Here is a 23,546-nt window from a genome sequence, read left to right as displayed (position 1 = left end):
CGGCTCAGGCCTTCAGCAGCGCGTCGTCCAGTGCGGCCGCCACCCGCGCGGCCGGCACGCCGGTGAGACAGCGGTAGTGGCCGTAGCGGCAGGTGCGCTCGAAGCAGGGCATGCAGTCGAGCTGCAGTTCGTTTTTCAGCCACAGCACGCGGGCGTTGGGGCTGAGGGGAGGTGTGTGCTCGGGGCTGGTCGAGCCGAACACCGCCACCTGCGGAATGCGGAACGCTGCGGCCACGTGCATCAGGCCCGAGTCGTTGCTGACCACGCCGCGGCTGCCTGCGATGAGCACCATGGCGTCGATCAGTCGCGTCTTGCCGGCGAGCACGCGGCAGGCGCCGGGGGCGGCGCTGGCGATCTCGTCGCACAGCGCGGCTTCCTTGCCGGAGCCGAGCAGCACGACCGGCTGGCCGTGGCGGGCGTGCAGCTCGCGGGCGAGCTCCGCGTAGTGGCTGGCGGGCCAGATCTTGGCCGGGCCGTACTCGGCCCCGGGTGCGAAAACCCAGTAGCCTGTCGGCGCAAGGCCAAGTGCAGCGGTGACCGCCTGCAGTTGTTCGGGCGGGAAACTCAGGTGTGGCTCTTCGGTCGCGGCCGGCTCGCCGCTGAGTGCGCGGTAGAACGCCACCATCGGCGGGCGCCCGCCAGGGTTGGGCCAGCGCTCGTTGAGCAGCCAGTAGCGGCCTTCGCCGTGGTAGCCGATGCGGCGAGGAATGCGCGCGAAGAAGGGAATCAGCGCGGCCTTCAGCGAGTTGGGCAGCACGTAGGCGGTGTCGAAACGGCCGCGCAGCTCTCGCGCGACACGCCGCCGGCCCGACCAATCGAGCCGGCCGTGCGCAAACGGCAGCTCGAGCACCCCGGCCACCTGCGGCATCGCGTGGTAGACCGGCGCGACCCAGGGAAGGGCCGCCACCGTCAGCCGTTCGCCGCGAGCGGCGAGGGTGCGCAGCAGCGGCTCCGACATCACCGCGTCGCCGATCCACTGCGGCGCGATGACCAAAGATCTCATGTCAGCCCCTCGGCCGCCGCGTACGTCGACCGATCCCCCGAGGGGAACATAGGCCGCGGCTCCAGGCCCGCCTGCGCGGGCATGGACGGCCGGAGTGCGAGCCGCGTCTCGCGGCTCGCGCGGGCCGGCTTGGGAGCGGCCCGGCGCTCGGCCCGCGTCATGTCAGTGGTGGCTGTGCAGCTTCTCGCCGGCTTTCAGGCGATAGACCGTGCCGCAGTACGGGCACTTGCCCTCGCCCGTGGTGGCCACGTCGATGAAGACCTTGGGGTGCCCGCTCCACAGCGTCATCTTCGGATTGGGGCAGGCGATGACGCCGGGGCCTTGCAGGTCCGCGGCAGCCAGTTCGACGGGAGCTTGCGTGTTGCTCATGTCAGGCCTCTTCAGACGGCGGTCAGCCACTCGGCGTACTTCGGATTGCGGCCGTTCACGATGTCGAAGAACGCGCTCTGGATCTTCTCGGTGATGGGGCCGCGCGAGCCCTGGCCAATCTGCACGCGGTCGAGTTCGCGGATGGGCGTGACTTCGGCGGCGGTGCCGGTGAAGAAGGCCTCGTCGCAGATGTAGACCTCGTCGCGGGTGATGCGCTTTTCCTTCAGCTCCAGGCCAAGGTCCTTGCAGATCGCGAACACCGTGTTGCGGGTGATGCCGTTGAGCGCGCCGGCCGACAGGTCGGGCGTGTAGACCACGCCGTTCTTGATGACGAAGAGGTTCTCGCCGGCGCCTTCGGAGACGAAGCCGCTCGCGTCGAGCAGCAGGGCCTCGTCGTAGCCATCGTCGGTGGCTTCCATGTTGGCGAGGATGGAGTTGGTGTAGTTGCTCACCGCTTTGGCCTGCGTCATCGTGATATTGACGTGGTGGCGGGTGTAGCTCGAGGTCTTCACGCGGATGCCGCGCTTCAAGCCTTCTTCACCGAGGTAGGCGCCCCAGGACCAGGCGGCGACCATCAGGTGGATCTTGTTGCCCTTCGGAGACACGCCCAGCTTCTCGGAGCCGATCCAGGTCAGCGGGCGCAGATAGCAGCTCTTGAGGTTGTTGGCTTTCACCACCGCGCGCTGCGCTTCCACCACCTCGTCGAACGAGAAGGGAATCTTCATGCGCAGGATCTTGGCGCTGTTGAAGAGGCGCTCGGTGTGCTCGCGCAAACGGAAGATCGCGGTGCCGTTCACCGTGTCGTAAGCGCGCACTCCTTCAAAGGCGCCGCAGCCGTAGTGCAACGTGTGCGACAGCACGTGGATCCTGGCGTCGCGCCAGTCGATCAACTGGCCGTCCATCCAGATTTTTCCGTCGCGGTCTTCCATGGACATGGAGCTCATCCTCAGTGTTGGGCAATGCCCCCGATTCTACGAGCGGGCCTTCGCACCCCCGGCTCTCGGGGGCGCGCGATGCGAGGCAGATTCCTATAGTCCTTCCCATGCGTGGCCGTGGCACTCGGGAGGGCGCGGCGGTTGTTCACAGGTGATGCCATGAAGTTCTCGTTTGCAGCATGGTCGGCCTCGGTGGTGCTGGCCTTTTCAATCTTGCCGGTGGCAGCCCAGGGGCGTGGTGAGGCCGCCGTGGCCCTGGCGGCGCCTTCGCACCGTGTGCTGTCGCAGATGGGCGCCGACGCGGGCGTGCCGACGGCGGTGTCCCGCACGCAGGCCGCCACCGCGACTGCGGCCGTGATGCCCGTTGCCGCTGCGCGCGAGCGTGGTGAGCGCACGGCCGACGCGTCCAACGCACACGAGCCGGCGCAGGTCTCCGGCGAGCCGTCGACCTTTGCGCTGACCGTCGCCGGCCTGGTGCTGATCGGGCTCATGCTGCTTCGGCGGCGCTCGGGCTGAGCGGGGCGCGGCCCCGCACGATCACGCGTCGGTCTGCACCGGGCGGGTGAGCTCCCAGCGGGTCAGCCGGCCGCGTTCGAACACCAGCGTCACGCGGCTGTCGCCGGCATCGCGCCAGGCCCAGGTCTCGGGCGTTTCGCTCACACGGTCACCCAGGCTGCGGGTGAGCGTGATCACCTGCATCAGCGTCATGCCGGCTTTCAGCTTGGCGTTGAGCATCACGGTGCTGCCGACCTCGCCCTTGGGTGCCTGCGCGGCGTCTCTCATCACCCGCAGCGCGCGGCTGAACTGCAGCAGCAGCCAGAACACGATGGCCGAAACGACCATCACAACCCCTTGCCAGCCATAGCTGAACCAGCCGGCCACCAGGGCCACGAAGGCCAGGCCCCACCCCACGATCGGATTCATGCCGGCGATGGTAGAGGCCGCGTCTGGCCGGCGCCCTGCGTGGTTCCCGCAATCCGCAAAGGGCCGTCAGCCCTTCTTCGGGCGAGTGTGGATCCGGATCGGCTGCGGGGCCGAGGGCGGCATGGCCTGGGCGCTGCACCCCGCAGCGCATCCACAGCCCGGGGCTCGTTGCGCGGCGCGGCGCAGGGCGCGGGCGAGCGGCTGCGGCCAGGGGCCGTGCTGCAGGCGCCCGGCGAGCGCGCGCCGCAGCGCCGAAGGCATCAACGTCCACACCGCGTAGACGGCACAGGCGATGACGATCAGGCCGACGAGGGTGTTCTGCATGTTCAGCCCCCCAGCCACAGCACCGTGCGGTAGGTGACGAAAGAGGCGGTGTAGGCCAAGCCGAAGAGGTAGGCCGCCATCAGGAGCGGGTAGCGCCACGAGTTGGTCTCGCGCTTGACCACGGCGAGCGTGGCCAGGCACTGGGGCGCGAATACGAACCAGGCGACGAGCGCGTAGGCCGTGGCCAGCGACCAGGTCTGCGCGATCACGGGCATCAGGCTGTCGGCGAGCTGGTCTTCCGGCACCGACAGGGCATAGACCGTGCCGAGCGCACCCACGGCCACCTCACGCGCCGCCAGGCCCGGCACCAGCGCGATCGAGATCTGCCAGTTGAAGCCGATGGGCTCGAACACTGTCTGCAGCGCGCGGCCCAGCATGCCGGCGTAGCTGTGCTCGATGGCGGCACCGGCGGCGCCCGCCGGCGCTTCGGGGTAGCTCGCCAGAAACCACAGCAGCACGGTGAGCGCGAAGATGATGCCGCCCACGCGCTTGAGGAAGATCGCCGCCCGCTCCCACAGCCCGATCGCCAGGTTGCGCAGGCTCGGCCAACGGTAGGGCGGCAGCTCCAGCATCAGCGGCTGGTAGCTGGACTTGCTCCACACCCGCTTGAGGAACCAGGCCACGCCCATCGCCGACAGCACGCCGGCCACGTAGAGCCCGAAAAGCGTCAGCCCCTGCAAGTTGAACGGGCCGACGCTGCGCGCCGGAATGAAGGCGCCGATCAAAAGCGCGTAGACCGGCAACCGTGCCGAGCAGGTCATCAGTGGCGCCACCATGATGGTGGCCAGCCGGTCGCGCCAGTTCGGGATGGTGCGCGCCGCCATGATCCCGGGGATCGCACACGCGAAGCTCGACAGCAGCGGGATGAAGGCGCGGCCCGAGAGGCCCACCTTGCCCATCACGTTGTCGAGCAGGAAGGCGGCGCGCGGCAGGTAGCCCGAATCCTCGAGCACGAGGATGAAGAAGAAGAGGATCAAGATCTGCGGCAGGAAGACGATCACACCGCCCGCACCCGCCACGATGCCGTCGACGAGCAGGCTGCGCAGCGGGCCGTCGGCCATGTTCGACTTGATCTGCTCGCCGATCCAGGCGACGCTGCCCTCGATCGCGTCCATCGGCACCGCCGCCCAGGCGAACACCGCCTGGAAGACGAGGAAGAGCAGCAACGCGAGCAGCAGCAAGCCGGCCACCGGGTGCATCACGACCGCATCGAGCTTGTGGTTGAAGCGCTTGAAGCCCATCGCGCCAGGGGCGGCGAGGGCGAGGATGCGCCGCACCTCGCGCTGCAGCTCCGCCGGGCTCGGGGTGGTGCCGGACGTCGCGACGGCCACGGGCCATTGCGCCTGTCGTTCAAGCTGCGCCAGCAGGGCGGCATGGCCCTGGCTCTGCACCGCCACGGTTTCCACCACCGGCATGCCCAGCTCGGCGGAGAGCCGGGCCACGTCGATCCGCAGGCCACGGTCGCGCGCCACGTCGGCCATGTTGAGCGAGAGCAGCATCGGCCGGCCCAGGCGCTTGAGTTCGAGCACCAGGCGCAGGTTCATCGGCAGGTTGGTCGCGTCGACCACGGCGACGATTGCATCGGGGGCCGCTTCGTCGCGGCGCCGGCCGAGCACCACGTCGCGCGTCACCGCTTCGTCGGGCGTCGATGGCGTGAGGCTGTAGGCGCCGGGCAGGTCGACCACCGAGACAGTGCGCCCGCTCTTGAGCGTGGCGGTGCCGACCTTGCGCTCGACCGTCACGCCGGCGTAGTTGGCGACTTTCTGGCGGGCCCCCGTCAGCAGATTGAAAAGTGCGGTCTTGCCGCAGTTGGGGTTGCCGACCAGCGCGACCTTGATTGCGGCGGCGTCGCTCATGGTGCCGCCACCTCCACGCACTGCGCTTCGGCCAGGCGCAAGGCAAACAAGGTCTCGCCGACCTGCACCGCCAGAGGCTCACGGCCACCTGGCCCGCGGCGCAGCACTTCGACCGGTTCGCCGGGCAGAAAGCCCAGCTCGGCCAGTCGGCGCAGCATCGCCTCGTCGGCCTGGGGGGCGTGCGGACTCAGGGCCGTGACGGTGCTGCGGGCCCCGTTGGGCAGGTCGGACAGGCGGAGAGAAGGCATCACGGCATCCGCGAGAAAGCGAGATGCAAATGATAATCGATCTTATCTAGAAAGAGGGTCCGAGGGTCGGGAGATCGGCCTCGTAGCGCCCCATGCGGCCGCTGCGCAGTGCGTCGGCCCAGTCGCCGCGGCCGTGCTGCTCGGCCTGTCGGGCAGCCGCCTCGTGGTCGTAGGCAACCTTGCGCAGCTTCACGCCCCAGCCCTCGTTGTTGCGGATGACGATGGCGTAGCGCGCGTGCGGCGAGCCGCTTTCGATCACATGGGGATGCGGATGGGTGTCGTCATACGCCGGCAGACCCACGCTGCCGGGGTTGACCACCATGCGGCCGTCGGCGAGGCGTTCGCAGCGCGGGCGGTGGGTGTGGCCGCAGAGGATGAGTGCGCCGGGCACGCCGAGCAGCACGTCACCGAGGCGCTGCAGCAGTTCGTCGCGCGTGGCCGCACGCACGCCGGGATCGCCACCGCGCACGTGGCTGGGCGTCACCGTTTCCATCAGGTAGTGCAGGTCGCTCGACGGCGTGCCGTGGCACAGCAGCAGGTCGTCGCGCAGCCGGTTCGTGGGTGGCCATGACGCGAGCCAGGCCCGGTGCGCAGCGGTAAGCCGTGGCGCGGTGTGGCGGTCGGTCGCGCTCATGCGGTCGACCGGCTGCGTCAGCAGCTGCCGCTCATGGTTGCCGGCGATCGTGGGCCAGCCAAGCGGCATCAGCCGCTCGGCGGTCTCGGCCGGCCACAGCGGGCCGCTGACGATGTCGCCCAGGTTGAGAAAGCCGTCCACCGCCTGCGCGTGCGCGTCGGCGATCACCGCGTCGAGCGCGGGCAGGTTGCCGTGGATGTCGCTGAGGACGGCGAACTTCATCGCCCGAGCTTATGGGCGTTTCGCGCCGCCGTCTTCCAAGGGTGCGGGGGCCGCTGCGGCGGTCGGGGCAGGGGTGTCCGCCTTCTTGCGCGGGTAGGCCGTCGCCTCGATCCGGGTTGTGTACAGCGTGCCGACGAAGGCCCATTGCCACGACTCGGTGACGGTCACGTCGCTCAGCAGGTCGTCGCCGGCTTGTTCAAGCAGGTTCTGGTAGGCGTTCCGGTAGCGGCCGTTGATTGCGATCGGGATGAACAGCATCAGCTGGAAGCCGGTGGCCTCGCCCGCGATGCGGCGGCCCTTGAAGGGGTCGACCTGGCTGCGGTCGGAGATGGTGCGCTTGGACAGGTCCAGCGGCACACCCTGGCAGCCGGCCAGCAGCGAGGCGGCGAGAAGCGCTGTGGTCAGGGGTTTGATGAAACGCGGCGTCTTCATGCGGCCTCCTTGACGGCGTCGCCGGTGATGGTGGTGCAGCGCATGGTCACGAGCAGCAACCATTGCCAGTCTTCGACGATGTTCACGTTCACCAGGCTGGTGGCACCCGGCACGCTGGCGAGCGCCTCTTGGTAGGCCCGCTCCACGCGGGTGTTGAGGCCGATGGGCACGGCGTAGTAGGCAGTGGACAGAAAGCCGAGCGACCCGCAGGCCTTGCCTTCGGCCTTGCCGAGCACCTGGTACTTGGCGGGCGGCATGGGGGCGATGGTGAATGGCGCGGACGCGCAGGCGGCGAGCTGGCTTGCGACCAGCAGCGCCGCGCAGAGGCGGATGATCTTCATGGTTCCTCCCGAAAGATTGTTGTGCGTGATGACGCCTCCCTGGGGAGGCCGCGGCAATTCTGCCGCGCCACGATGACGGGCTGTCAGAGGGTCCGCACCAAGTCGAGCGCCTGCTCGATGCGCTCGACCGCATGCACCGTCAGCCCCTCGATCGGCTTCTTCGGCGCGTTGGCCTTGGGCACGATGGCGACGGAAAAGCCGAGCTTGGCGGCTTCCTTCAGGCGCTCCTGACCCCGCGGCGCCGGCCGCACCTCGCCGGCCAAGCCGACTTCGCCGAAGGTGATGAAGCCGCGCGGCAAGGGCTTGCCACGCAGGCTGCTCTGGATGGCGAGCATCACCGCGAGGTCGGCTGCCGGCTCGCTGATGCGCACGCCGCCGACCGCGTTGACGAAGACGTCCTGGTCCATGAAGGCGACACCCGCGTGGCGGTGCATCACCGCCAGCATCATCGCCAGGCGGTCGCGGTCGAGGCCAACGGACAGGCGCCGTGGGCTCGGCCCGCCGGAATCGACCAGCGCCTGGATCTCCACCAGCATCGGGCGCGTGCCTTCGAGCGTGACCAGCACGCAGGAGCCTGCGACCGGCTCGCCGTGCGTCGACAAAAAGATCGCGCTCGGGTTGGCCACACCCTTCAGCCCCTTCTCGGTCATCGCGAAGACGCCGATCTCGTTGACCGCGCCGAAGCGGTTCTTGATGGCGCGCACCAAGCGGAAGCTCGAATGCGTGTCGCCCTCGAAATAGAGCACCGTGTCGACGATGTGCTCCAGCACGCGCGGGCCGGCAAGCGCGCCTTCCTTCGTCACATGGCCGACGAGCACGATGGCCGTGCCGCTGCTCTTGGCGATGCGCGTGAGCTGCGCGGCGCATTCGCGCACCTGCGCCACCGAGCCGGGGGCGGAGGTCAGCTCCTCGCTGTACATGGTCTGGATCGAGTCGATCACACAGACGGCGGGTTGCTCGGCCTCGAGGGTGGCACTGATCTTCTCCAGGTTGATCTCGGCCACCACGCGCACCTGCGAGCCGTCGAGCCCGAGGCGGCGCGAGCGCAGCGCCACCTGCGCGCCTGATTCTTCGCCGGTCACGTAAAGCGTGGGCACCGTCTTCGAGAGCGCATCGAGCGCCTGCAGCAGGAGCGTGGACTTGCCGATGCCGGGATCCCCCCCGATCAGCACCACGCCGCCGGAGACGATGCCGCCGCCGAGCACCCGGTCGAGCTCCTCGATGCCGGTGGCGCGCCGGTCGACGTCGGTCGCCTCGATCTCGCTCAAGGTCGCGACGGGCTGCGGCGCGGCCAGCGACTGGAAGCGGTGTTGTTTGGATGCGCCCTCGGCCACGCCTTCGACCAGCGTGTTCCAGGCGTTGCAATGCGGGCACTTGCCCAGCCACTTGGGGCTGGTGCCGCCGCATTCGCTGCAGGTGTAGATCGACTTGGGTTTGCTCACCCGGGCACTGTAGCCGCCCGGGTGGCTCGTCTCGTGAGCCTGCGCAGGCCCCGCCGCAGCAGGCCGCTGAGCCGCTGGTGCCAGGCGGGGTCGCGCTCGAAGCGCAGCCACACCTCCTGCTCGGCTTCGATCACCGTGTGCCGCTCGCGGCGCAGCTCGAAGCACTCGCCGTGGAAGAGAAAGTGGTCCGCGGGGTCGTGCTGCTGCGTGATCCAGACACGGCCGCCGCCGACCACACGCACTCGGGCCGGGGCCTGTTGCCAAGCCATGACGTCGCCGGCTTGCAGGCGGAGGGTGACCGGGGGTGTGAAGCGGACCATGGCGTTCTCCTGTCTCGTGGGCATTCAGTGTGCGCAGCCGTGCCGCGCCCCGCCATATCCAGCGCTGAACGAACTTCGGCAGCACAGATGCACGCTGGCGCATCTGTATTGGTGACAAGAAGAGGGCTCTGTATCTGTCACGTCCCTGGGCCAATCGTCAGAATGGCCCCATGAACGCTCCCGCCGACCCCGGATTGCCGCTCTACACCCGCGTCGCGGGCGAGCTGGCGCAGGCCATCCAGGCCGGCAGCCTGCGCACCGGTGACCGGCTGCCGTCGGTGCGCCAGCTCTGCCAGCAGCACGGCGTGAGCCCGTCCACCGTGACGCAGGCCTACCGCTGGCTGGAGAACCAGCGGCTGGTCGAGGCCCGGCCGAAGTCGGGCTACTTCGTCGCCGCACGCCACGCGCCGCTGCCCGAGCCCGAACTCGACACCCGCATGAGCGGCGCCGGCTTCGTGACGCCCGACGACCTCACGCGCCAGTTCCTCTTCGGCAACGACGACCCCGAGGCCGCGCCCTCGTTCTGCCCGCTGCCGGCGCGCGAGATCCTGCCCGAGGCCAAGCTGCGCCAGCTCACCGCCAAGCTCAACCGCCTGCATCCTGAATACGCCTCGCGCTACAGCATCACCGGCAGCCTCAATCTGCGCCAGGAGATCGCGCGCCGCAGCGTGAGCGCCGGCGTGCGGCTGCGGCCGGAGGAAATCATCCTCACCAACGGCGGCAGCGAGGCGGTGTTCCTCGCGCTGCGCTCGGCCGCGCAGGCGGGCGACACGGTGGCACTCGAATCGCCGACCTACTGGATGCTGCTGGAGATCATCCGCACGCTCGGCATGAAGTCGATCGAGATCCCCACGCACCCGCGCGAAGGCATCTCGGTCGAAGCGCTTGACCTGGCCACACAGCGGGCCGGCGCGGTGCGGGCCTGCGTCGTGGTGCCCAACTTCCACAACCCGCTCGGCAGCCTGATGCCGCTCGACAACAAGCGCAGGCTGGTGGCACTCGCCCGCGAACGCGGCTTCACGCTGATCGAGACCGACATCTACGGCGAGACCTACTTCGGCGAAGAACGTCCGCCGGTGCTCAAGTCCTTCGACACGCATGACGACGTGATCCTCTGCTCGGCCTTCACCAAGACGGTCGCGCCGGGCTACCGTGTCGGCTGGATCGCACCCGGCCGCCACTTCAAGACCGCGCAGTCGCACAAGTTCCACACCTCCATCACCGGCGCGATGCTGCCGCAGGAGGTGATCGCCGAGTTCATCCGCGATGGCGGCTACGACCACCACATGCGCAAGCTGCGCGCGGCACTCAAGCTGCAGTGCGAGCAGATGGTCGATGCGGTGGCGCGCCACTTCCCGGCGGGTTGCAAGATGAGCCGGCCGCAGGGCGGGCTGATGCTGTGGATCGAGATGCCGCGCAACGTCGACTCGCGCAAGGTCTTCGAGCGGGCGCGCCACGAGCACATCGGCTGCGCGCCCGGCGCCACCTTCAGCAACAGCACCCGCTTCAACCACTTCCTGCGCCTGCACTACGGTGACCCCTGGTCGCCGCGGCACGAGGCGCACATCCGCCGCCTGGGCCAGATCGTGGCCGAAGAGGCCGAGCGCGGCCGGGCCGCCGCCTGACACGCCACCTGACACGTTCAACGAAAGACCCCATGGAACTCGCCACCTGGCTCGCCTTCTTCGCCGCTTCCTGGGCCATCAGCATTTCGCCAGGCGCGGGTGCGGTGGCCGCGATGAGCGCCGGGCTCAACCATGGCGTCGCACGAGGCTATTTCATGACGCTGGGCCTCGTGCTTGGCATCTGGACGCAGGTGCTGGTGGTGGGCCTCGGCCTGGGCGCGGTGATCGCCACCTCGAGCCTCGCGTTTGCCATCGTCAAGTGGCTGGGCGTGGGTTACCTCGTCTACCTGGGCATCAAACAATGGCGGGCGCCCGCCGAGCCCATGGTGGCCGAGGTGGAGGGTGGGGTCGGCAGCGTGAAGCGCCGCACCCTGGTGCTGCGCGGCTGGATGGTGAATGCGGTCAACCCCAAGGGCACGGTCTTCCTGCTTGCCGTCGTGCCGCAATTCCTCGACCTCGCCCAGCCGCTCGCCCTGCAGTACGGCGTGATCGCCGCCACGCTCGGCTTCACCGACCTGGTGGTGATGGGTGTGTACACGCTCCTCGCCGCGCGAGTGCTGCGCCTGCTCCGATCCGCACGCCAGATCCGGCTGATGAACCGCACCTTCGGCAGCCTCTTCGTGGCGGCTGGCGGCATGCTCGCGTTCGTCAAGCGGGCCTGATGTGAGCCCCTCGCCCGACGGGTACATCGGGCGATCCCCCGAGGGGACGCGGGCCGGCTTGGGAGCGGCCCGGCGCTCGGCCTGCTGACACGACTGGTCACAACCTGCTCCTTCAGTGGGGCCACGTTCAGCCGACAACAAACCGTAGCCACGGCCTGTCGGAGCTTCCATGAACGCACCCGCCACTTCCTCCGTCTTCCAGACCGCCAACCCGCACGCGCTGGCCGTCATCCTGGAGGCCAGCCAGACGCGCTCGATCATCGCGTCGCGCGACATCTTCGATGTCGCCGGCACCAAGCTGTGGGCGCGCGAGCAACCGGTGTCGCAGGCGCTGCAGCGCAAGCTGATGGACCGCCAGCTGCGCCACCCGCTCGAAGCCTGCCTGCTCGCCGAAGACGGCGTGACCGCGCACTCGCTGGTGCATGCCTTCGAAGCCCTGCTCTCGCGCGACTCGGCGCTCTCGCCGGTGCTGATGCCGCACGCCGCGAAGCTGCTGCGCGAGGTGCCGCACCTGCCGCTGCATCCGGTGGCGCAGCTCTTGTTGACCGCGAGCCAGGCCTCGCGGGCCGAATCCTTTGACCATGCGGTGCAGGCGATGGCGCTCAACGGGGCCCTGGCCATCGCCCACGGCGCGAGCCGCGGCGACGTGCGCATCGCGATGCTCTGCGGCCTGCTGCACGACCTCGGCGAGATGTACATCGCCCCCGAGCATGGCGAGGCCGACATCGCGCACACGCTCGATTTCCAGAGCTACCAGCACCTGGTGGTGCACCCGCACGTGGGCAAGCTGCTGCTGCAGCAGCTCACCGACTACCCGCCCAGCGTGGCGCGGGCGGTGGCCGAGCACCATGAGCGGCTCGACGGCTCGGGCTATCCGCACTGCCTGCTGCGCGAACAGCTGTCGCCGCAAGGCCGCCAGCTCGCGGTGACCGAAGCGGTGCTCAACGTGCTGCGCAGCGACTGCCCCGACCTCGCGCGGGCGAGCGTCGCCCTGCGCGTGGTGCCCGGCGAGTTCGACCTGAGCGTCGTCGGCCCGATCTCCCAGGCGGCGCGCGAGCAGCCGCCGCTGCAATCCTTCCTCACGCCCGATGAGATCCGTGTGCGCCTGGCGCTGCTCGACGCGGCGCTGCAGACGGCGCACGCCGGCATCGTGGCGCTCGCCTCGACCGCCAAGTCGCAGGCGCTGATGGATGCGCTGGCGCTCGCGCAAGGGCTGCTCGCCCGCCTGCGCAAGGGCTGGGCCGCGAGCGGCCTGTGGAGCGACGGCGAGGTGGCAGTGCAGGACGCGGCCGAGATCGAAGCGGTGGAGCAGGAGCTGCTGTTCCGCCTGCGCTCGATCCGCAGTGCGACCCTCCTGCGCGCAGGCAAGCTGCCCGCCGGCGACCTGCAGAGCCTGATGCTGCTCGGCGAGCAGCTCGGGGCCTGACCGTTCAGGGCGCGGCGCATCAGGCCAGCACACGGTGACTGGACACTAGCCGTCGTGTGGCTTGGTGCGCCCTGCCTTGAGCAGGCTGCGCTGGCCCTTGCTCTGCAGGCGCCGTTGCTTCGACGCATAGGTCGGCCGGGTCGGCTTGCGCACCCGCGGCGGGGTGGCCACGCTGTCGATCATCTCCTGCAGGCGCTGCAGCGCCTCTTCGCGGTTGGCCTCGCGGCTGCGCGAGGTCTGGGCCTTAATGACGACCACGCCTTCGTCGGTGATGCGCTGGTCGCGCAGGCCGAGCAGGCGCTCCTTCACCGGCTCGGGCAGCGACGAGGCGCGCACGTCGAAGCGCAGGTGCACCGCGCTTGACACCTTGTTGACGTTCTGCCCGCCGGCGCCCTGGGCGCGGATGGCGGTGATCTCCACCTCCGAGGGGTCGAGCAGGACACGCATCAGCGCCACAGCTGCGTGATCGACACCAGCCCCGGCTGCCACTCGCGCAGGCCCCAGCCGAGTGCGGCACTCGCCAGCACCATCAGCACGCCGATCAGCCAGGTCTTGCCGAGGATGTGCACGAAGGCCTCGTCTTCCGACTTCGGGCGCAGCACCCGGCGCGCGATCAGCGTGCCGAAGACGAACTGCACCGCCACCTCGGCGAGCAGGCCCGCAAGGCCGTCGACCAGCATCACCGGCAGCAGGCCGGTGGCGAAGAGCAGGCCCACGAGCAGGAGCAGCAGCGCCGGGATCAGCAACAACAGACCCGCTTCGTCGAAGCTCAGCAGGTCGGCCGCGCTGCCGAGGATGTCGCCCCAGTCGAAGGATTTCTGCGCTGCGTCGCTGCGGCGCACCGGCTCGGCGGCCGCGCCGCGTTCGGCGAGCGTCGGGTCGTCGCGCACCGAGGCTGCGAAATGTTTGAGCCACACCTGCACGCCGAGCACCAGCCCTAGCGCGTACATCAGGAGCGCGGTCATCGCGTAGCGCGCGGCGGGCAGGGTGACGTCGAACAGGTGCAGCAACGTCCAGCTGCTCGCGAGCCCGACCAGCAGGCACCAGATCGTCAGCAACCAGCCGTGCCAACGCAAACGGCGCCGCGTGCGCGGGTGCAGCTCCCTCAGGCTCATGCCGAATGCATCGGCACCCGCGGCGCCACCGCACACATCAGCTCATAGCCGATGGTGCCGGCCGCCTGGGCCACCTCGTCGATCGGCATCACCGCACCATGCGGCCCGCGCCCCCACAGCGTGACCTCGCTGCCGATGCCGGCCTCGGGCACCGGCGTCAGGTCGGCGGCGAGCATGTCCATCGACACCCGGCCCACCGTGCGGGTGCGCACGCCGTTCACCAGCACCGGCGTGCCGGTGCCCGCATGGCGCGGGTAGCCGTCGGCATAACCGCAGGCCACGATGCCGATGCGCATCGGGCCGTCGGCGACGAAGCTGCTGCCGTAGCCCACGGTGTCGCCTGCCTGCAGCTGCTGCGTGGCGATCAGTTGCGAGCGCAGCGTCATCGTCGGCTGCAGCGCCCATTGCGAGATGGTGTGGTGCGGAAAGTCGGGCGACGAGCCGTAGAGCATGATCCCCGGGCGCACCCAGTCACCGCGCAGCGTGGCCTGGTCGGGTGCGTAGCGCAGGGTGGCAGCGCTGTTGCACAGCGAGCGCTCGCCGGCCAGGTCGTGCGTGGCCGCATCGAAGACGGCGAGCTGGTGGGCGATGCCGCGTGCCGAGCCGGGGGCGGCATCGGCGTCCGACAGGTGCGTGGTCAGCGTGATCGACTCCACCTGGGTCAGGCCCGACAGCCGCTGCCATGCGTGGCGGAAGGCCGACGGCGTGAAGCCGAGCCGGTTCATGCCGCTGTTCATCTTCAGGTAGACGTGGTGCGGCCAGGTGGTCTTGTGGGTGGCCAGCCAGTCGATCTGCGCCTCGTGGTGCACCGTGTGCCACAGGTTCAGGCGCGAGCAGAGTTCGAGGTCGCGTGCTTCGAAGCAGCCTTCGAGCAGCAGGATGGGCCCGCGCCAGCCCAGTGCGCGGATGCGTTCGGCCTCGGCCAGATCGAGCAGCGCGAAGCCGTCGGCCGACTGCAGGCCGGGGTAGGCGCGCTCGATGCCATGGCCGTAGGCGTTGGCCTTGACCACCGCCCAGACCTTGGCGTCGGGAGCATGGCGGCGGGCGCAATTCAGGTTGTGGGCCAGCGCATCGGCGTGGACCCAGGCTTCGATGGGGCGCGGCATGGCGGGGATTCTGCCAGCGGGGCCTGTCGTGACTGCGTGCTATAACCCCGCCGCACCCCACGGGCCCCTCGCAGTACGACTCGCTCCCGCCGAATGAAAAAAGGCTTCTACACGATCATGTCGGCGCAGTTCTTCAGCTCGCTGGCTGACAACGCGCTCTTCGTCGCCGCCGTCGAACTGCTGAGAACCTCCGGTCAACCCGAGTGGCAGCGCGCCGCCCTGGTGCCGATGTTCGCGCTGTTCTACGTCATCCTTGCGCCGCTGGTCGGCGCGTTTGCCGATGCCGTGCCCAAGGGGCGGGTGATGTTCGTCTCCAACCTCATCAAGGTGGCCGGCTGCCTGATGATGCTGTTCGGCGTGCACCCGCTCATTTCGTACGCGGTCGTCGGCCTGGGCGCGGCGGCCTACTCGCCGGCCAAGTACGGCATCCTCACCGAGTTGCTGCCCAACTCGCAGCTGGTCAAGGCCAATGGGTGGATCGAGGGCCTCACCATCGCATCCATCATCCTCGGCGTGCTGCTGGGCGGCCAGCTGGTCGGCCAGGCGGTCTCGCGCATGATGCTCGGCGTCGACATGCCCATGCTCGACACCGGCATCGACACCGCGCCCGAAGCCGCCATCGTGTCGCTGATCGCGCTGTATGCGATCGCGGCGCTCTTCAACCTCAAGATCCCGCGCACCGAAGCGCCGCTGCAGCCGATGACCGGCAGCGTGGTGGCGCTGGTGCGCGACTTCTCCAGCTGCAACGCCCGCCTGTGGGGCGACAAGCTCGGCCAGATCTCGCTCGGCACGACGACGCTGATCTGGGGCGTGTCGGGCAACTTCCGCTACATCGTGCTCGCCTGGGCCGCGGCCGCGCTCGGCTACGGCACCACGCAGGCGTCGGCCCTGGTCGGCGTGGTCGCGATCGGCACCGCCGTCGGGGCGGTCGTCGCCTCGATGCGCATGCGACTCGACCAGGCCACCAAGGTGATCCCGATGGGCATCGCGATGGGCCTGCTCGTGATCGCGATGAACTTCATCAGCAACGTCTGGACCGCGGCTCCCTTCCTGCTGGTGCTCGGTGCCATCGGCGGCTACATGGTGGTGCCGATGAACGCGCTCCTGCAGCACCGCGGCCACAACCTGATGGGCGCCGGCCGCTCGATCGCCGTGCAGAACTTCAACGAGCAGGCCTGCATCCTCGCGCTCGGCGCGTTCTACACCGGCATGACCAAGTTCGGCCTGTCCGCGTTCACCGCCATCACCGTCTTCGGCCTCGTGGTCGCCGGCTCGATGTGGGTGATCCGGCGCTGGCACGCCAGCAACTGCGTGCGCTACAAGGACGAAGTCGATCACCTGCTGGCCTTGGCGCGTAGCGACAAGCATTGACCGCCATGCGGTCCCCGTCTCGCCTGTGGCCGGCCCTGGCCCTGATGGTCAACGCCTTCGTGTGGGGCGTGTCGTGGTGGCCGTTCCGCCAGCTCCAGTCGGCCGGCCTGCACCCGCTGTGGGCCACGGTGCTGGTCTACCTCGTCGCGGTGGCGGTGATCGCCGTGGCGCGGCCCCACGCCATCGGCCAGGTGCTGCGTCGCCCGGTGTTGTGGGTGCTGGTATTCGCCTCGGGCAGCACCAATGCGGCCTTCAACTGGGGCGTGTCCATCGGCGACGTGGTGCGGGTCGTGCTGCTCTTCTACCTGATGCCGCTGTGGGTGGTGCTGCTTGCCCGCGTGCTGCTGCACGAGAAGCTCACCTGGCTGGCCGGCGTGCGTGTGCTGCTCGCACTCGGCGGGGCGGCCATCGTGCTGTGGCCCGAGGGCGGCGGCTCGTCCCCCGTGCCACGCTCGCTGCCCGACTGGCTCGGGGTGTGCGGCGGGTTCTCGTTTGCGCTCAACAACGTGATGCTGCGGCGTGAAGCGCAGCAGCCGGAAGAGAGCCGCGCGATGGCGATGTTCCTCGGCGGCGTGCTGGTGGCCGGCACCCTCGCCGCCACGCTCGCCTGGCAGGGCGAGGTGGCGTGGCCGCCCGCGCCGGCGCTCGACTGGGTGCCGCTCGCGCTGGTGCTGAGCGGCTTTTTCCTGGTCAGCAACGTGGCCCTGCAGTACGGCGCCGCCCGGCTGCCGGCCAACGTGGCTTCGGTGGTGATGTTGACCGAGGTGCTGTTCGCCTCGGTGTCGGCGCTGCTGCTGGGTGGCGGCACGATGACGCCGGCGCTGGCGATGGGCGGGGGGCTGATCCTGCTGGCGGCGCTGCTGTCGACGCTCGACAGTGGCAGTGCGCACTGAGGCCGCGCCGCGGCGTCAGCGCTTGCGCGTCGGGTCGAGCTGGACGAGGGCCGCCAGGAATTCGTCTTCCATCAGCGGTTTGGTCAGGTAGGCGTCGCAGCCGGCGAGGTCGCCGCGCACCCGGTCGCTCGAACTGGTGCTGCCGGTGACAACCACCACCTTGGGCGCGAGGCCGCCGGGGTGCTCGCGCCGCTGCTTCAGGTGCTGGCACACGCCCAGGCCGTCGAGCGTGCCGTCGCCGCCGAGGTCGATGTCGACAAAGACCAGCGAAAACGGCTGCGTGGCGAGCAAGGCCATCGCCTCGTCGGCCGTTTGCACCGCATGCACGCGGTAGCCCAGGCCCTGCAGCCGTGCCTGCAGGAACTTGAGCGCGATGCGGCTGTCGTCGAGCACCAGCACGTCGAGCGCGGGCAGGCCGTCGCCGCCTTGCAGGTCGTCCGGCGAAGAGACGACCCAGTCGGTGGGCGGTGGCTCGTCGAGGAGCGCCAAGCGCGCCTCCAGCAGCAGGTCGAGCTCGCGCAGGATGCGGTTGGGCTCGATCGGCCGCGGCAGGTGGGCGGCGGCGCCGGCCGGCGCGTAGGCGCCGATGAAGATGGTGTCCTGCACCCGATGGGCGTCGTTGACGGCGTTGAGCGCGGCCGGGCTGTCGGCATCGGCGATGACGAAGTCGCTCTCGGTGGCCGAGGTGCCCTGCACGTAGGCCGGCGCCCGGTGCTGGCCGAGGCGGAAGAAGGAGGCCAGCGTGTTGCGCTCGAAGTCGCTGAAGCCTTGCAGCGCGACGGTGTAGCGCATGGGGATGCGCTCGGACATGGGGACTTTCGTCGTGGCGGTGGCCGATGTTCGGCGCCGGACGTTGGGGCGTCAACCCTGCGCGGCGCCGGGCGGGCGTCGGCGCTACGATCCGGGGTCGACTTTGTTACACCACCCCTTCAGGAGCGTCCATGGCCAGTGTCTACGACTACGAAGCTGTTTCCATCGACGGCAAGCCCGCCCACTTGTCCACCCAGCGCGGCAAGGTGCTCTTGATCGTCAACACCGCCAGCGCCTGCGGCTTCACGCCCCAGTTCGCCGGGCTGGAAAAGCTGTGGGAGACCTACCGCGACAAGGGCCTGGTGGTCGTGGGCTTCCCGAGCAACGAGTTCGGCGGGCAAGACCCCGGTTCGAACGACGAGATCGCCTCCTTCTGCCAGCTCAACTACGGCGTGAGCTTCCCGATGATGGAGAAGGTGAAGGTCAACGGCGCCGAGGCCCACCCGCTGTGGAAGTGGCTCACCGCCGAAGCCCCGGGCATCCTCGGCACCAAGGGCATCAAGTGGAACTTCACCAAGTTCCTCGTCGGGAAAGACGGCCAGGTGATCAAGCGCTACGCGCCCAACGATTCGCCGGAGTCGATCACGAAAGACATCGAGGCGGCCCTGGCGGCCTGATGTTCAGCCGGCGGGCACCCAGAGCCCGCCGTAGACCACCCGCAGCCGCTTCTGCGCGGCAAGTTGCTGCACGAGCTCGTTGACCGTCTGGCGCGACAGGCTGGCCAGCGCCGCCAGCTCGGCCTGGGTGGTGCGGATGTGGCGCCAGCCCTGCGCGTCGGGCGGGCCGGCGCGTTCGGTGCGGGCCAGCTGCTCCAGGGCCAGGCGCAGCCGCTCGTCGGCGCTGCGGTGGCGCGAGGCCTCGAGCATGCGCAAGGTGCCGTGGTAGCGCCGCGCGTACTCGCGCATCAGTGAGCGGGCGAAGCCGGGCACCTGGTCCATCAGGAATTCGTAGGCGGCGGGGCCGAAGGCGACCACCCGCGAGCCCTTGGCCGCCAGCACCTCGAAGGTCGACGGCTGGCCGCTCGCAAACGACGACAGCCCGAAGAGCCGCCCCGGCGGCACCCGCTCGATCACCGAAACCTCGCCGTCGACGGTGAGGAAGCGGATCTCCATCTCGCCGCCGGCCAGGCCGAAGAGCGCTGGCGTCGGCTCTCCCTGCGTGAGCAGCACCTGGCCGCGCGTGAGGCGGTGCAGGCGGCACAGCGGCAGCAGGCCCTGCCAGTGCGCGGCCGTGAGGGTGAGCTTCGGGCAGGCTGGCGGTCAGCACGCGGGCGACGTCGTCTCGCATGGCCTGATTGTCGGGCACCCGACAATTCTTGCGCGCCCGCCGCACCACACTGCCGGCATGGACCTCACGCTCACCCCTGCCGACCTCGACCGCCTTGCCGCGCTGTTCCGTCGCTTCGCCGACATGGAATGCCCGGAGGAACCGCTCTACGAAGCGCTGTGCCGCCTCGTCGCCGACGACCTGGCGCTGCTGGATCTGCTGGCCGGCGCCAGCCCCGAGCAGCAGCGCCCCAACCTCTGGCTGGCCGCGGTGCACGACCGGCTGCTCGCGGGCGTGGCGCACCCGCTCGCGGCCTATTACCCAAGCTGCGGCGGCCACCGGGCGCCCGACGACGCCCTCGCCGGCTGCCTGCGCGACTTCGTGGCGCAGCACGCGGCCGAGTTACGCGACTGCATGCGCACCCACACGACGCAGACCAACGAGATCGGCCGCTGCGCCGTGCTGTGGCCGGCCCTGCACGCGGTGGTGGTACGCAGCGGCACCACGCGCCTCGCGCTGCTCGACGTGGGCACGAGCGCCGGCCTCAACCTCGGCGTCGATGTCTACCGCTACGACGCGGCCGACACGCGCCGCGGCGTGCCCTTGCTGCCCTGCACCTGGCATGGCCCGCTGCGCGCCCCGGCCGCACCGACGCCGCAGATCGTGCAGCGCTGTGGCATCGACCCGGCGCCGGTGGCGGTCGACGACGCCGTGGCCGTGCGCTGGTTGCGGGCCTGCCTGTGGCCGAGCGATGCGGCCCGCGCCGAGCGCTTCGAGCAGGCAGTGCAGATCGCGCGTGACCGCCGCTGGCCGGTGCGGGAGATCGCCGACTGCACCGCCGCCATCGAACCCTGGCTCGCCGCGCTGCCGGCGGGGGTGCAGCCGGTGATCTTCAACAGCTGGGTGCTGACCTATTTCGAGCGGCCCGCGCTGCAGCGCCACATCGAGACCGTGACCGACCTCGTGCGCCGCACCGGGGCGATGTGGTTGTCGGCCGAGGCGAGCACCCTCACGATCGGCCCCGTCGAGTTGCCGGCGCCGCGACCGGAGCTGCCGAAGGCCCAGAGCGTCTGGACGCTGTGCCATCGCGTCGATGGCGAGCCCCGCTTCGAGGCCCTGGCGCGCTCGCATGGCCACGGGCGCTGGGCCGAATGGCTGGCCCGGTAGGCTGGCCGGATAATCGCGGCTCCCCTGCAGGAGCCCCTCATGTTCGAGCACGTTGACGCCTACGCTGGCGACCCCATCCTCACCCTCAACGAATCCTTCGGCAAGGACCCGCGGCCGAACAAGATCAACCTTTCCATCGGCATCTACTTCGACGACGCCGGCAACCTGCCGGTGATGAAGGCCGTGAAGACCGCCGAGTCGGCCATGCTGCAGACCGTCGGCGCACGCCCCTACCAGCCGATGGAAGGCGCGCCCAACTACCGCCAGGCGGTGCAGCACCTGCTGTTCGGGGCCGACCACGAAGCCGTGAAGAGCGGCCGCATCGCCACCGTGCAGACGCTCGGCGGCTCGGGCGGCCTGAAGGTCGGCGGCGATTTCCTCAAGCGCTACTTCCCGACGAGCAACGTCTGGGTCAGCGACCCCACCTGGGACAACCACCGCGCCATGTTCGAAGGCGCCGGCTTCACGGTGAACACCTACCCGTACTACGACGCCAAGACCGGCGGCCTGCGCTTCCCCGAGATGCTGGACGCGATCCAGGCGCTGCCGGAAAAGAGCATCGTGCTGCTGCACGCCTGCTGCCACAACCCGACGGGGGTCGACCTGTCGCGTGCGCAGTGGGGCGAGCTGATCCCGGTGCTGAAGCAACGCAAGCTCATCCCGTACGTCGACATCGCCTACCAGGGCTTTGGCGACGGCATCGACGAAGACGCCTGGGCTGTGCGCGCGCTGGCCGATGCCGGCGTGAGCTTCTTCTGCGCGAGCAGCTTCTCCAAAAGCTTCTCGCTCTACGGCGAGCGCTGCGGGGGGCTGTCGATCGTCTGCCCCGACAAGGCGCAGGCCGAGCTGGTGCTGGGCCAGATGAAGGCGACGGTGCGCAAGAACTACAGCAGCCCGCCGACGCACGGCGGCCAGATCGTCGCCCGCGTGCTCGGCACGCCCGAGCTGCGCCAGCAGTGGGCCGATGAACTCAACGCGATGCGCACCCGCATCCAGGCCATGCGCCAGAAGCTGCATGCGGTGATCAGCGCCAAGCTGCCCGGCCGCAACTTCGACTACTTCCTCACCCAGCGTGGCATGTTCAGCTACACCGGCCTCACGGCCGAGCAGGTCGACCGGCTGCGCGAAGAGCATGCGGTCTACCTCGTGCGCTCGGGCCGCATGTGCGTGGCGGGTTTGAACTCGTCGAACGTCGAAGCCACCGCGGTGGCGATGGCGGCGGTGCTGGCGACGTAAGGCCTGTTGAAACGACGAGGGCCTCAGGCCGACCAGCGTCGCGCCACGCCCTTGCCCATCTGCTTGCCGAGGTACATCGCGGCATCGGCGTGGCGGATCAGCTCGTCCGGGTCGTCGCCGTCGGGCGGTGCGAGGGTGTAGCCGATGGTGAGGCTGATCTCGCAGCGGTGCGGGCCGACCTGGAAGGGCTCGTGCACGGTCTCCAGCAGCTTGTGCGCGAGTGCGTCGGCCTGCTCGGGGCCGGCGAGGCCGGTGGTCAGGACCACGAACTCGTCGCCGCCCAGGCGGGCCACGGTGTCTTGCGCGCGGGTGGCCGCCTGCAGGCGGCGCGACATCAACAGCAGCAACTGGTCGCCGACCTCGTGGCCATGCTGGTCGTTGACCGGCTTGAAGCCGTCGAGGTCGAGCAGGTAGAGCGCCACCAGGTTGTCGGGTCCGCGCTTGTGCAGCGCCGACTTGATCTGCCCCAGCAGCCCGCGCCGGTTGTGCAGCCCGGTGAGCGGGTCGCTGTTGGCGAGCAGGCGGAACACGTCGCGTTCACGGCTCGCATGCAGCGCGTTGGCGTGCATGGCCTGCGTGCTCAGGCTCAGCACCCGCAGGTAGAAGAGCATGTCGACGGTGGCGCCGAACTCGAAGGAGTGCAGCGTGAGGAAGTTCACCGGCAGCATGCCGTTGATCACGCCGATCAGCGTGGCCGTGGCGATCGCGTAGATGCCCCAGGCGAGCAGGAAGCCCCAGCCCACGGGGTCGCGCTGGCGTGCGCGTGACAGCGCGCCCGGCAGGCCCAGCAGCGCGGGCACCGGCCCGAGCACGCTCACGATGGCGGTGACGACGCGGGTGTTGAAGAGCCCCAGCGCATAAGCCGCCGCCAGCACGGCGACGAGCACCGCGCCGGCGTGCATCAGCCGGCTGAAGCCGCGGCCGGTGTAGCGGCTCTGCGCCGTCAGCGCGCTGCGGCCGTTGATCGGCCGTGTCAGCGCGTGCTCGATGAAGAGGAAGGAGCCGCACAAGGCCGTCAGCGAGAACAGGCCGCCGGCGTGCTGCTCCATCCAGATCCAGTCGCGCCAGAGGTACTGCGCCCCGATGCCGAACTGGAACAGCGAAAAGAAGATGCTGCCCGCGGCCAGCAGCGCGTACTTGAGCGACAGCGTCTCGCGCAGCGTGACGAAGCGCCCCAGGCTGTAGACCAGCAGCGCGAGCCCCAGGCCGCCGAGCGCACCCTGCAGCGTCTGCTCGGCGAGCGCGCGTTCGTGGAAGGCCTGCGGCGTGTTGAGCGTGATCGGCAGGATCATCGCGCCGCCGGTCTGCACCCGCAGCAGCAGCTCGCCGGTGCTGCCGGGCGCGAGTTCGATGGGCATCGCGTGCGATCGGCTGGCCAGCGGCCGCTGCGAGTACGGCTGGTGGCTGCCGAGTGTCGCCTGGCGCACCACCCGGTCCTGCACCAGCAGGTAGGCGTCGACGCGGTGCAGGGCCGGGTAGTCGATGTCGAGCACCCAGCGCGGCGTCGTCCGCGTCGACGACTCGATGGGTATCCGCAGCCACACCGCCTCGTCCCGCACGCCGAGTGTCGCGTGTGCCGACGGGGGTGCCGCAAAACGCTCGCGCTGCGCGAGCACCTGCTCGAGGGTGAGCGTGCGGCTCGCGTCGACCAGCATCGTCACGGCTGGCCAGGCCTGCGCCACACGCTGGGTGTCCAGGCGAAGCGGTGCCGCGTGGGCGCTGGCCAGCAGCAGGCACCACGTCAGGCACGCCAGCCACCAAGGGCTGAAGGGGAAAGGCAGGGAGGACGAACGATGCATTCCCGGTACAGCGCGGGACA

27 protein-coding genes are annotated in these 23,546 nt (G+C 69.7%); 9 read left to right on the top strand and 18 right to left on the bottom strand.

Annotated elements, in window-relative coordinates; translation table 11 throughout:
- Nucleotides 1-4: 4 nt before the first annotated feature.
- The 3 genes from waaF to LRS03_RS16810 all read right to left on the bottom strand — a co-directional run bounded on the left by waaF (nucleotide 5) and on the right by LRS03_RS16810 (nucleotide 2,307).
- Nucleotides 5-1,003, bottom strand: a complete 999-nt coding sequence (waaF, locus tag LRS03_RS16820; RefSeq protein ID WP_257826856.1) for a lipopolysaccharide heptosyltransferase II — start codon at nucleotides 1,001-1,003, stop codon at nucleotides 5-7.
- A 162-nt stretch (nucleotides 1,004-1,165) separates the two neighbouring features.
- A complete protein-coding gene (locus LRS03_RS16815) occupies nucleotides 1,166-1,372 on the bottom strand; it encodes a zinc-finger domain-containing protein (RefSeq protein ID WP_257826854.1) in 207 nt (68 codons plus the stop codon).
- A gap of 11 nt (nucleotides 1,373-1,383) precedes the next feature.
- Nucleotides 1,384-2,307, bottom strand: coding sequence for a branched-chain amino acid transaminase (locus LRS03_RS16810; protein WP_374685065.1), 924 nt, complete (start codon nucleotides 2,305-2,307; stop codon nucleotides 1,384-1,386).
- 159 nt (nucleotides 2,308-2,466) lie between these two features.
- Here LRS03_RS16810 and LRS03_RS16805 point away from each other — a divergent pair, with 159 nt between their 5' ends.
- Complete coding sequence (locus LRS03_RS16805) at nucleotides 2,467-2,823, top strand: hypothetical protein (protein ID WP_257826851.1); 357 nt, start codon at nucleotides 2,467-2,469, stop codon at nucleotides 2,821-2,823.
- A gap of 21 nt (nucleotides 2,824-2,844) precedes the next feature.
- On the opposite strand, the gene LRS03_RS16800 is transcribed toward LRS03_RS16805, so the two are convergent.
- The 9 genes from LRS03_RS16800 to LRS03_RS16760 all read right to left on the bottom strand — a co-directional run bounded on the left by LRS03_RS16800 (nucleotide 2,845) and on the right by LRS03_RS16760 (nucleotide 9,050).
- On the bottom strand, nucleotides 2,845-3,231 hold the full coding sequence (locus LRS03_RS16800; protein WP_257826849.1) for a hypothetical protein: 387 nt from the start codon (nucleotides 3,229-3,231) through the stop codon (nucleotides 2,845-2,847).
- 66 nt (nucleotides 3,232-3,297) lie between these two features.
- Complete coding sequence (locus LRS03_RS16795; RefSeq protein ID WP_257826848.1) at nucleotides 3,298-3,555, bottom strand: DUF6587 family protein; 258 nt, start codon at nucleotides 3,553-3,555, stop codon at nucleotides 3,298-3,300.
- 2 nt (nucleotides 3,556-3,557) lie between these two features.
- Nucleotides 3,558-5,411, bottom strand: a complete 1,854-nt coding sequence (gene feoB / locus LRS03_RS16790) for a ferrous iron transporter B (protein ID WP_257826846.1) — start codon at nucleotides 5,409-5,411, stop codon at nucleotides 3,558-3,560.
- Entirely contained in the window at nucleotides 5,408-5,659 is a 252-nt protein-coding gene (locus LRS03_RS16785) for a FeoA family protein (protein WP_257826844.1), read from the bottom strand. The genes feoB and LRS03_RS16785 overlap by 4 nt, the downstream gene beginning before the upstream one ends.
- Nucleotides 5,660-5,705: 46 nt before the next feature.
- Nucleotides 5,706-6,515 (bottom strand): metallophosphoesterase family protein, encoded by an 810-nt coding sequence (locus LRS03_RS16780; protein ID WP_257826843.1) that lies wholly within the window; start codon nucleotides 6,513-6,515, stop codon nucleotides 5,706-5,708.
- Nucleotides 6,516-6,524: 9 nt separating this feature from the next.
- A complete protein-coding gene (locus LRS03_RS16775; RefSeq protein ID WP_257826841.1) occupies nucleotides 6,525-6,947 on the bottom strand; it encodes a hypothetical protein in 423 nt (140 codons plus the stop codon).
- Entirely contained in the window at nucleotides 6,944-7,288 is a 345-nt protein-coding gene (locus LRS03_RS16770; protein WP_257826839.1) for a hypothetical protein, read from the bottom strand. The genes LRS03_RS16775 and LRS03_RS16770 overlap by 4 nt, the downstream gene beginning before the upstream one ends.
- 83 nt (nucleotides 7,289-7,371) lie before the next feature.
- Nucleotides 7,372-8,730 (bottom strand): DNA repair protein RadA, encoded by a 1,359-nt coding sequence (gene radA, locus LRS03_RS16765; protein WP_257826837.1) that lies wholly within the window; start codon nucleotides 8,728-8,730, stop codon nucleotides 7,372-7,374.
- Nucleotides 8,727-9,050 carry a DUF2917 domain-containing protein gene (locus tag LRS03_RS16760; protein WP_257826835.1) on the bottom strand — a complete coding sequence of 108 codons (324 nt, stop codon included), beginning with the start codon at nucleotides 9,048-9,050 and terminating at the stop codon, nucleotides 8,727-8,729. The genes radA and LRS03_RS16760 overlap by 4 nt, the downstream gene beginning before the upstream one ends.
- 170 nt (nucleotides 9,051-9,220) lie before the next feature.
- Here LRS03_RS16760 and LRS03_RS16755 point away from each other — a divergent pair, with 170 nt between their 5' ends.
- The 3 genes from LRS03_RS16755 (at nucleotide 9,221) to LRS03_RS16745 (ending at nucleotide 12,763) form a co-directional block, all read left to right on the top strand.
- Complete coding sequence (locus LRS03_RS16755) at nucleotides 9,221-10,675, top strand: aminotransferase-like domain-containing protein (RefSeq protein WP_257826833.1); 1,455 nt, start codon at nucleotides 9,221-9,223, stop codon at nucleotides 10,673-10,675.
- A gap of 32 nt (nucleotides 10,676-10,707) precedes the next feature.
- Nucleotides 10,708-11,337, top strand: coding sequence for a LysE family transporter (locus LRS03_RS16750; protein WP_257826831.1), 630 nt, complete (start codon nucleotides 10,708-10,710; stop codon nucleotides 11,335-11,337).
- Between the two features lie 169 nt (nucleotides 11,338-11,506).
- Complete coding sequence (locus tag LRS03_RS16745) at nucleotides 11,507-12,763, top strand: HD-GYP domain-containing protein (RefSeq protein ID WP_257826829.1); 1,257 nt, start codon at nucleotides 11,507-11,509, stop codon at nucleotides 12,761-12,763.
- 45 nt (nucleotides 12,764-12,808) lie between these two features.
- Here LRS03_RS16745 and arfB read toward each other — a convergent pair whose 3' ends face one another.
- The 3 genes from arfB to alr are packed head-to-tail and all read right to left on the bottom strand — an operon-like array spanning nucleotide 12,809 to nucleotide 14,984.
- Complete coding sequence (arfB, locus tag LRS03_RS16740) at nucleotides 12,809-13,210, bottom strand: alternative ribosome rescue aminoacyl-tRNA hydrolase ArfB (protein WP_257826828.1); 402 nt, start codon at nucleotides 13,208-13,210, stop codon at nucleotides 12,809-12,811.
- Nucleotides 13,210-13,878, bottom strand: coding sequence for a hypothetical protein (locus tag LRS03_RS16735; RefSeq protein WP_257826827.1), 669 nt, complete (start codon nucleotides 13,876-13,878; stop codon nucleotides 13,210-13,212). Before LRS03_RS16735 ends, arfB begins: the two co-directional genes overlap by 1 nt.
- Nucleotides 13,875-14,984: an alanine racemase gene (gene alr, locus LRS03_RS16730; protein ID WP_257826826.1), complete on the bottom strand. Its 1,110-nt coding sequence runs from the start codon at nucleotides 14,982-14,984 to the stop codon at nucleotides 13,875-13,877. The genes LRS03_RS16735 and alr overlap by 4 nt, the downstream gene beginning before the upstream one ends.
- 93 nt (nucleotides 14,985-15,077) lie before the next feature.
- Between alr and lplT the strand changes: the two genes are divergently transcribed.
- Together lplT and LRS03_RS16720 are read left to right on the top strand one after the other, a co-directional pair.
- Nucleotides 15,078-16,355 carry a lysophospholipid transporter LplT gene (lplT, locus tag LRS03_RS16725; protein ID WP_257826825.1) on the top strand — a complete coding sequence of 426 codons (1,278 nt, stop codon included), beginning with the start codon at nucleotides 15,078-15,080 and terminating at the stop codon, nucleotides 16,353-16,355.
- Between the two features lie 5 nt (nucleotides 16,356-16,360).
- On the top strand, nucleotides 16,361-17,248 hold the full coding sequence (locus tag LRS03_RS16720; RefSeq protein ID WP_257826824.1) for a DMT family transporter: 888 nt from the start codon (nucleotides 16,361-16,363) through the stop codon (nucleotides 17,246-17,248).
- A gap of 15 nt (nucleotides 17,249-17,263) precedes the next feature.
- Here the strand turns inward: LRS03_RS16720 and LRS03_RS16715 are convergent, their stop codons facing one another.
- Nucleotides 17,264-18,058, bottom strand: a complete 795-nt coding sequence (locus LRS03_RS16715; RefSeq protein WP_257826823.1) for a response regulator — start codon at nucleotides 18,056-18,058, stop codon at nucleotides 17,264-17,266.
- A 131-nt stretch (nucleotides 18,059-18,189) separates the two neighbouring features.
- Here LRS03_RS16715 and LRS03_RS16710 point away from each other — a divergent pair, with 131 nt between their 5' ends.
- Entirely contained in the window at nucleotides 18,190-18,675 is a 486-nt protein-coding gene (locus LRS03_RS16710; RefSeq protein ID WP_257826822.1) for a glutathione peroxidase, read from the top strand.
- 3 nt (nucleotides 18,676-18,678) lie between these two features.
- On the opposite strand, the gene LRS03_RS16705 is transcribed toward LRS03_RS16710, so the two are convergent.
- Entirely contained in the window at nucleotides 18,679-19,251 is a 573-nt protein-coding gene (locus tag LRS03_RS16705) for a Crp/Fnr family transcriptional regulator (RefSeq protein WP_308296483.1), read from the bottom strand.
- A gap of 151 nt (nucleotides 19,252-19,402) precedes the next feature.
- Between LRS03_RS16705 and LRS03_RS16700 the strand changes: the two genes are divergently transcribed.
- Together LRS03_RS16700 and LRS03_RS16695 are read left to right on the top strand one after the other, a co-directional pair.
- On the top strand, nucleotides 19,403-20,491 hold the full coding sequence (locus tag LRS03_RS16700) for a DUF2332 domain-containing protein (protein WP_257826820.1): 1,089 nt from the start codon (nucleotides 19,403-19,405) through the stop codon (nucleotides 20,489-20,491).
- Nucleotides 20,492-20,530: 39 nt separating this feature from the next.
- Nucleotides 20,531-21,727: an amino acid aminotransferase gene (locus tag LRS03_RS16695; protein WP_257826819.1), complete on the top strand. Its 1,197-nt coding sequence runs from the start codon at nucleotides 20,531-20,533 to the stop codon at nucleotides 21,725-21,727.
- A 23-nt stretch (nucleotides 21,728-21,750) separates the two neighbouring features.
- On the opposite strand, the gene LRS03_RS16690 is transcribed toward LRS03_RS16695, so the two are convergent.
- Nucleotides 21,751-23,526 (bottom strand): diguanylate cyclase, encoded by a 1,776-nt coding sequence (locus tag LRS03_RS16690; RefSeq protein ID WP_257826817.1) that lies wholly within the window; start codon nucleotides 23,524-23,526, stop codon nucleotides 21,751-21,753.
- Between the last annotated feature and the right edge of the window lie 20 nt (nucleotides 23,527-23,546).

Source organism: Rhizobacter sp. J219, assembly GCF_024700055.1.
In the GTDB taxonomy this organism is placed as follows: Bacteria; Pseudomonadota; Gammaproteobacteria; order Burkholderiales; family Burkholderiaceae_C; genus Rhizobacter.
Note: the sequence above shows the minus strand (reverse complement) of the source record. Positions and strands in the feature narration are given on the sequence as shown.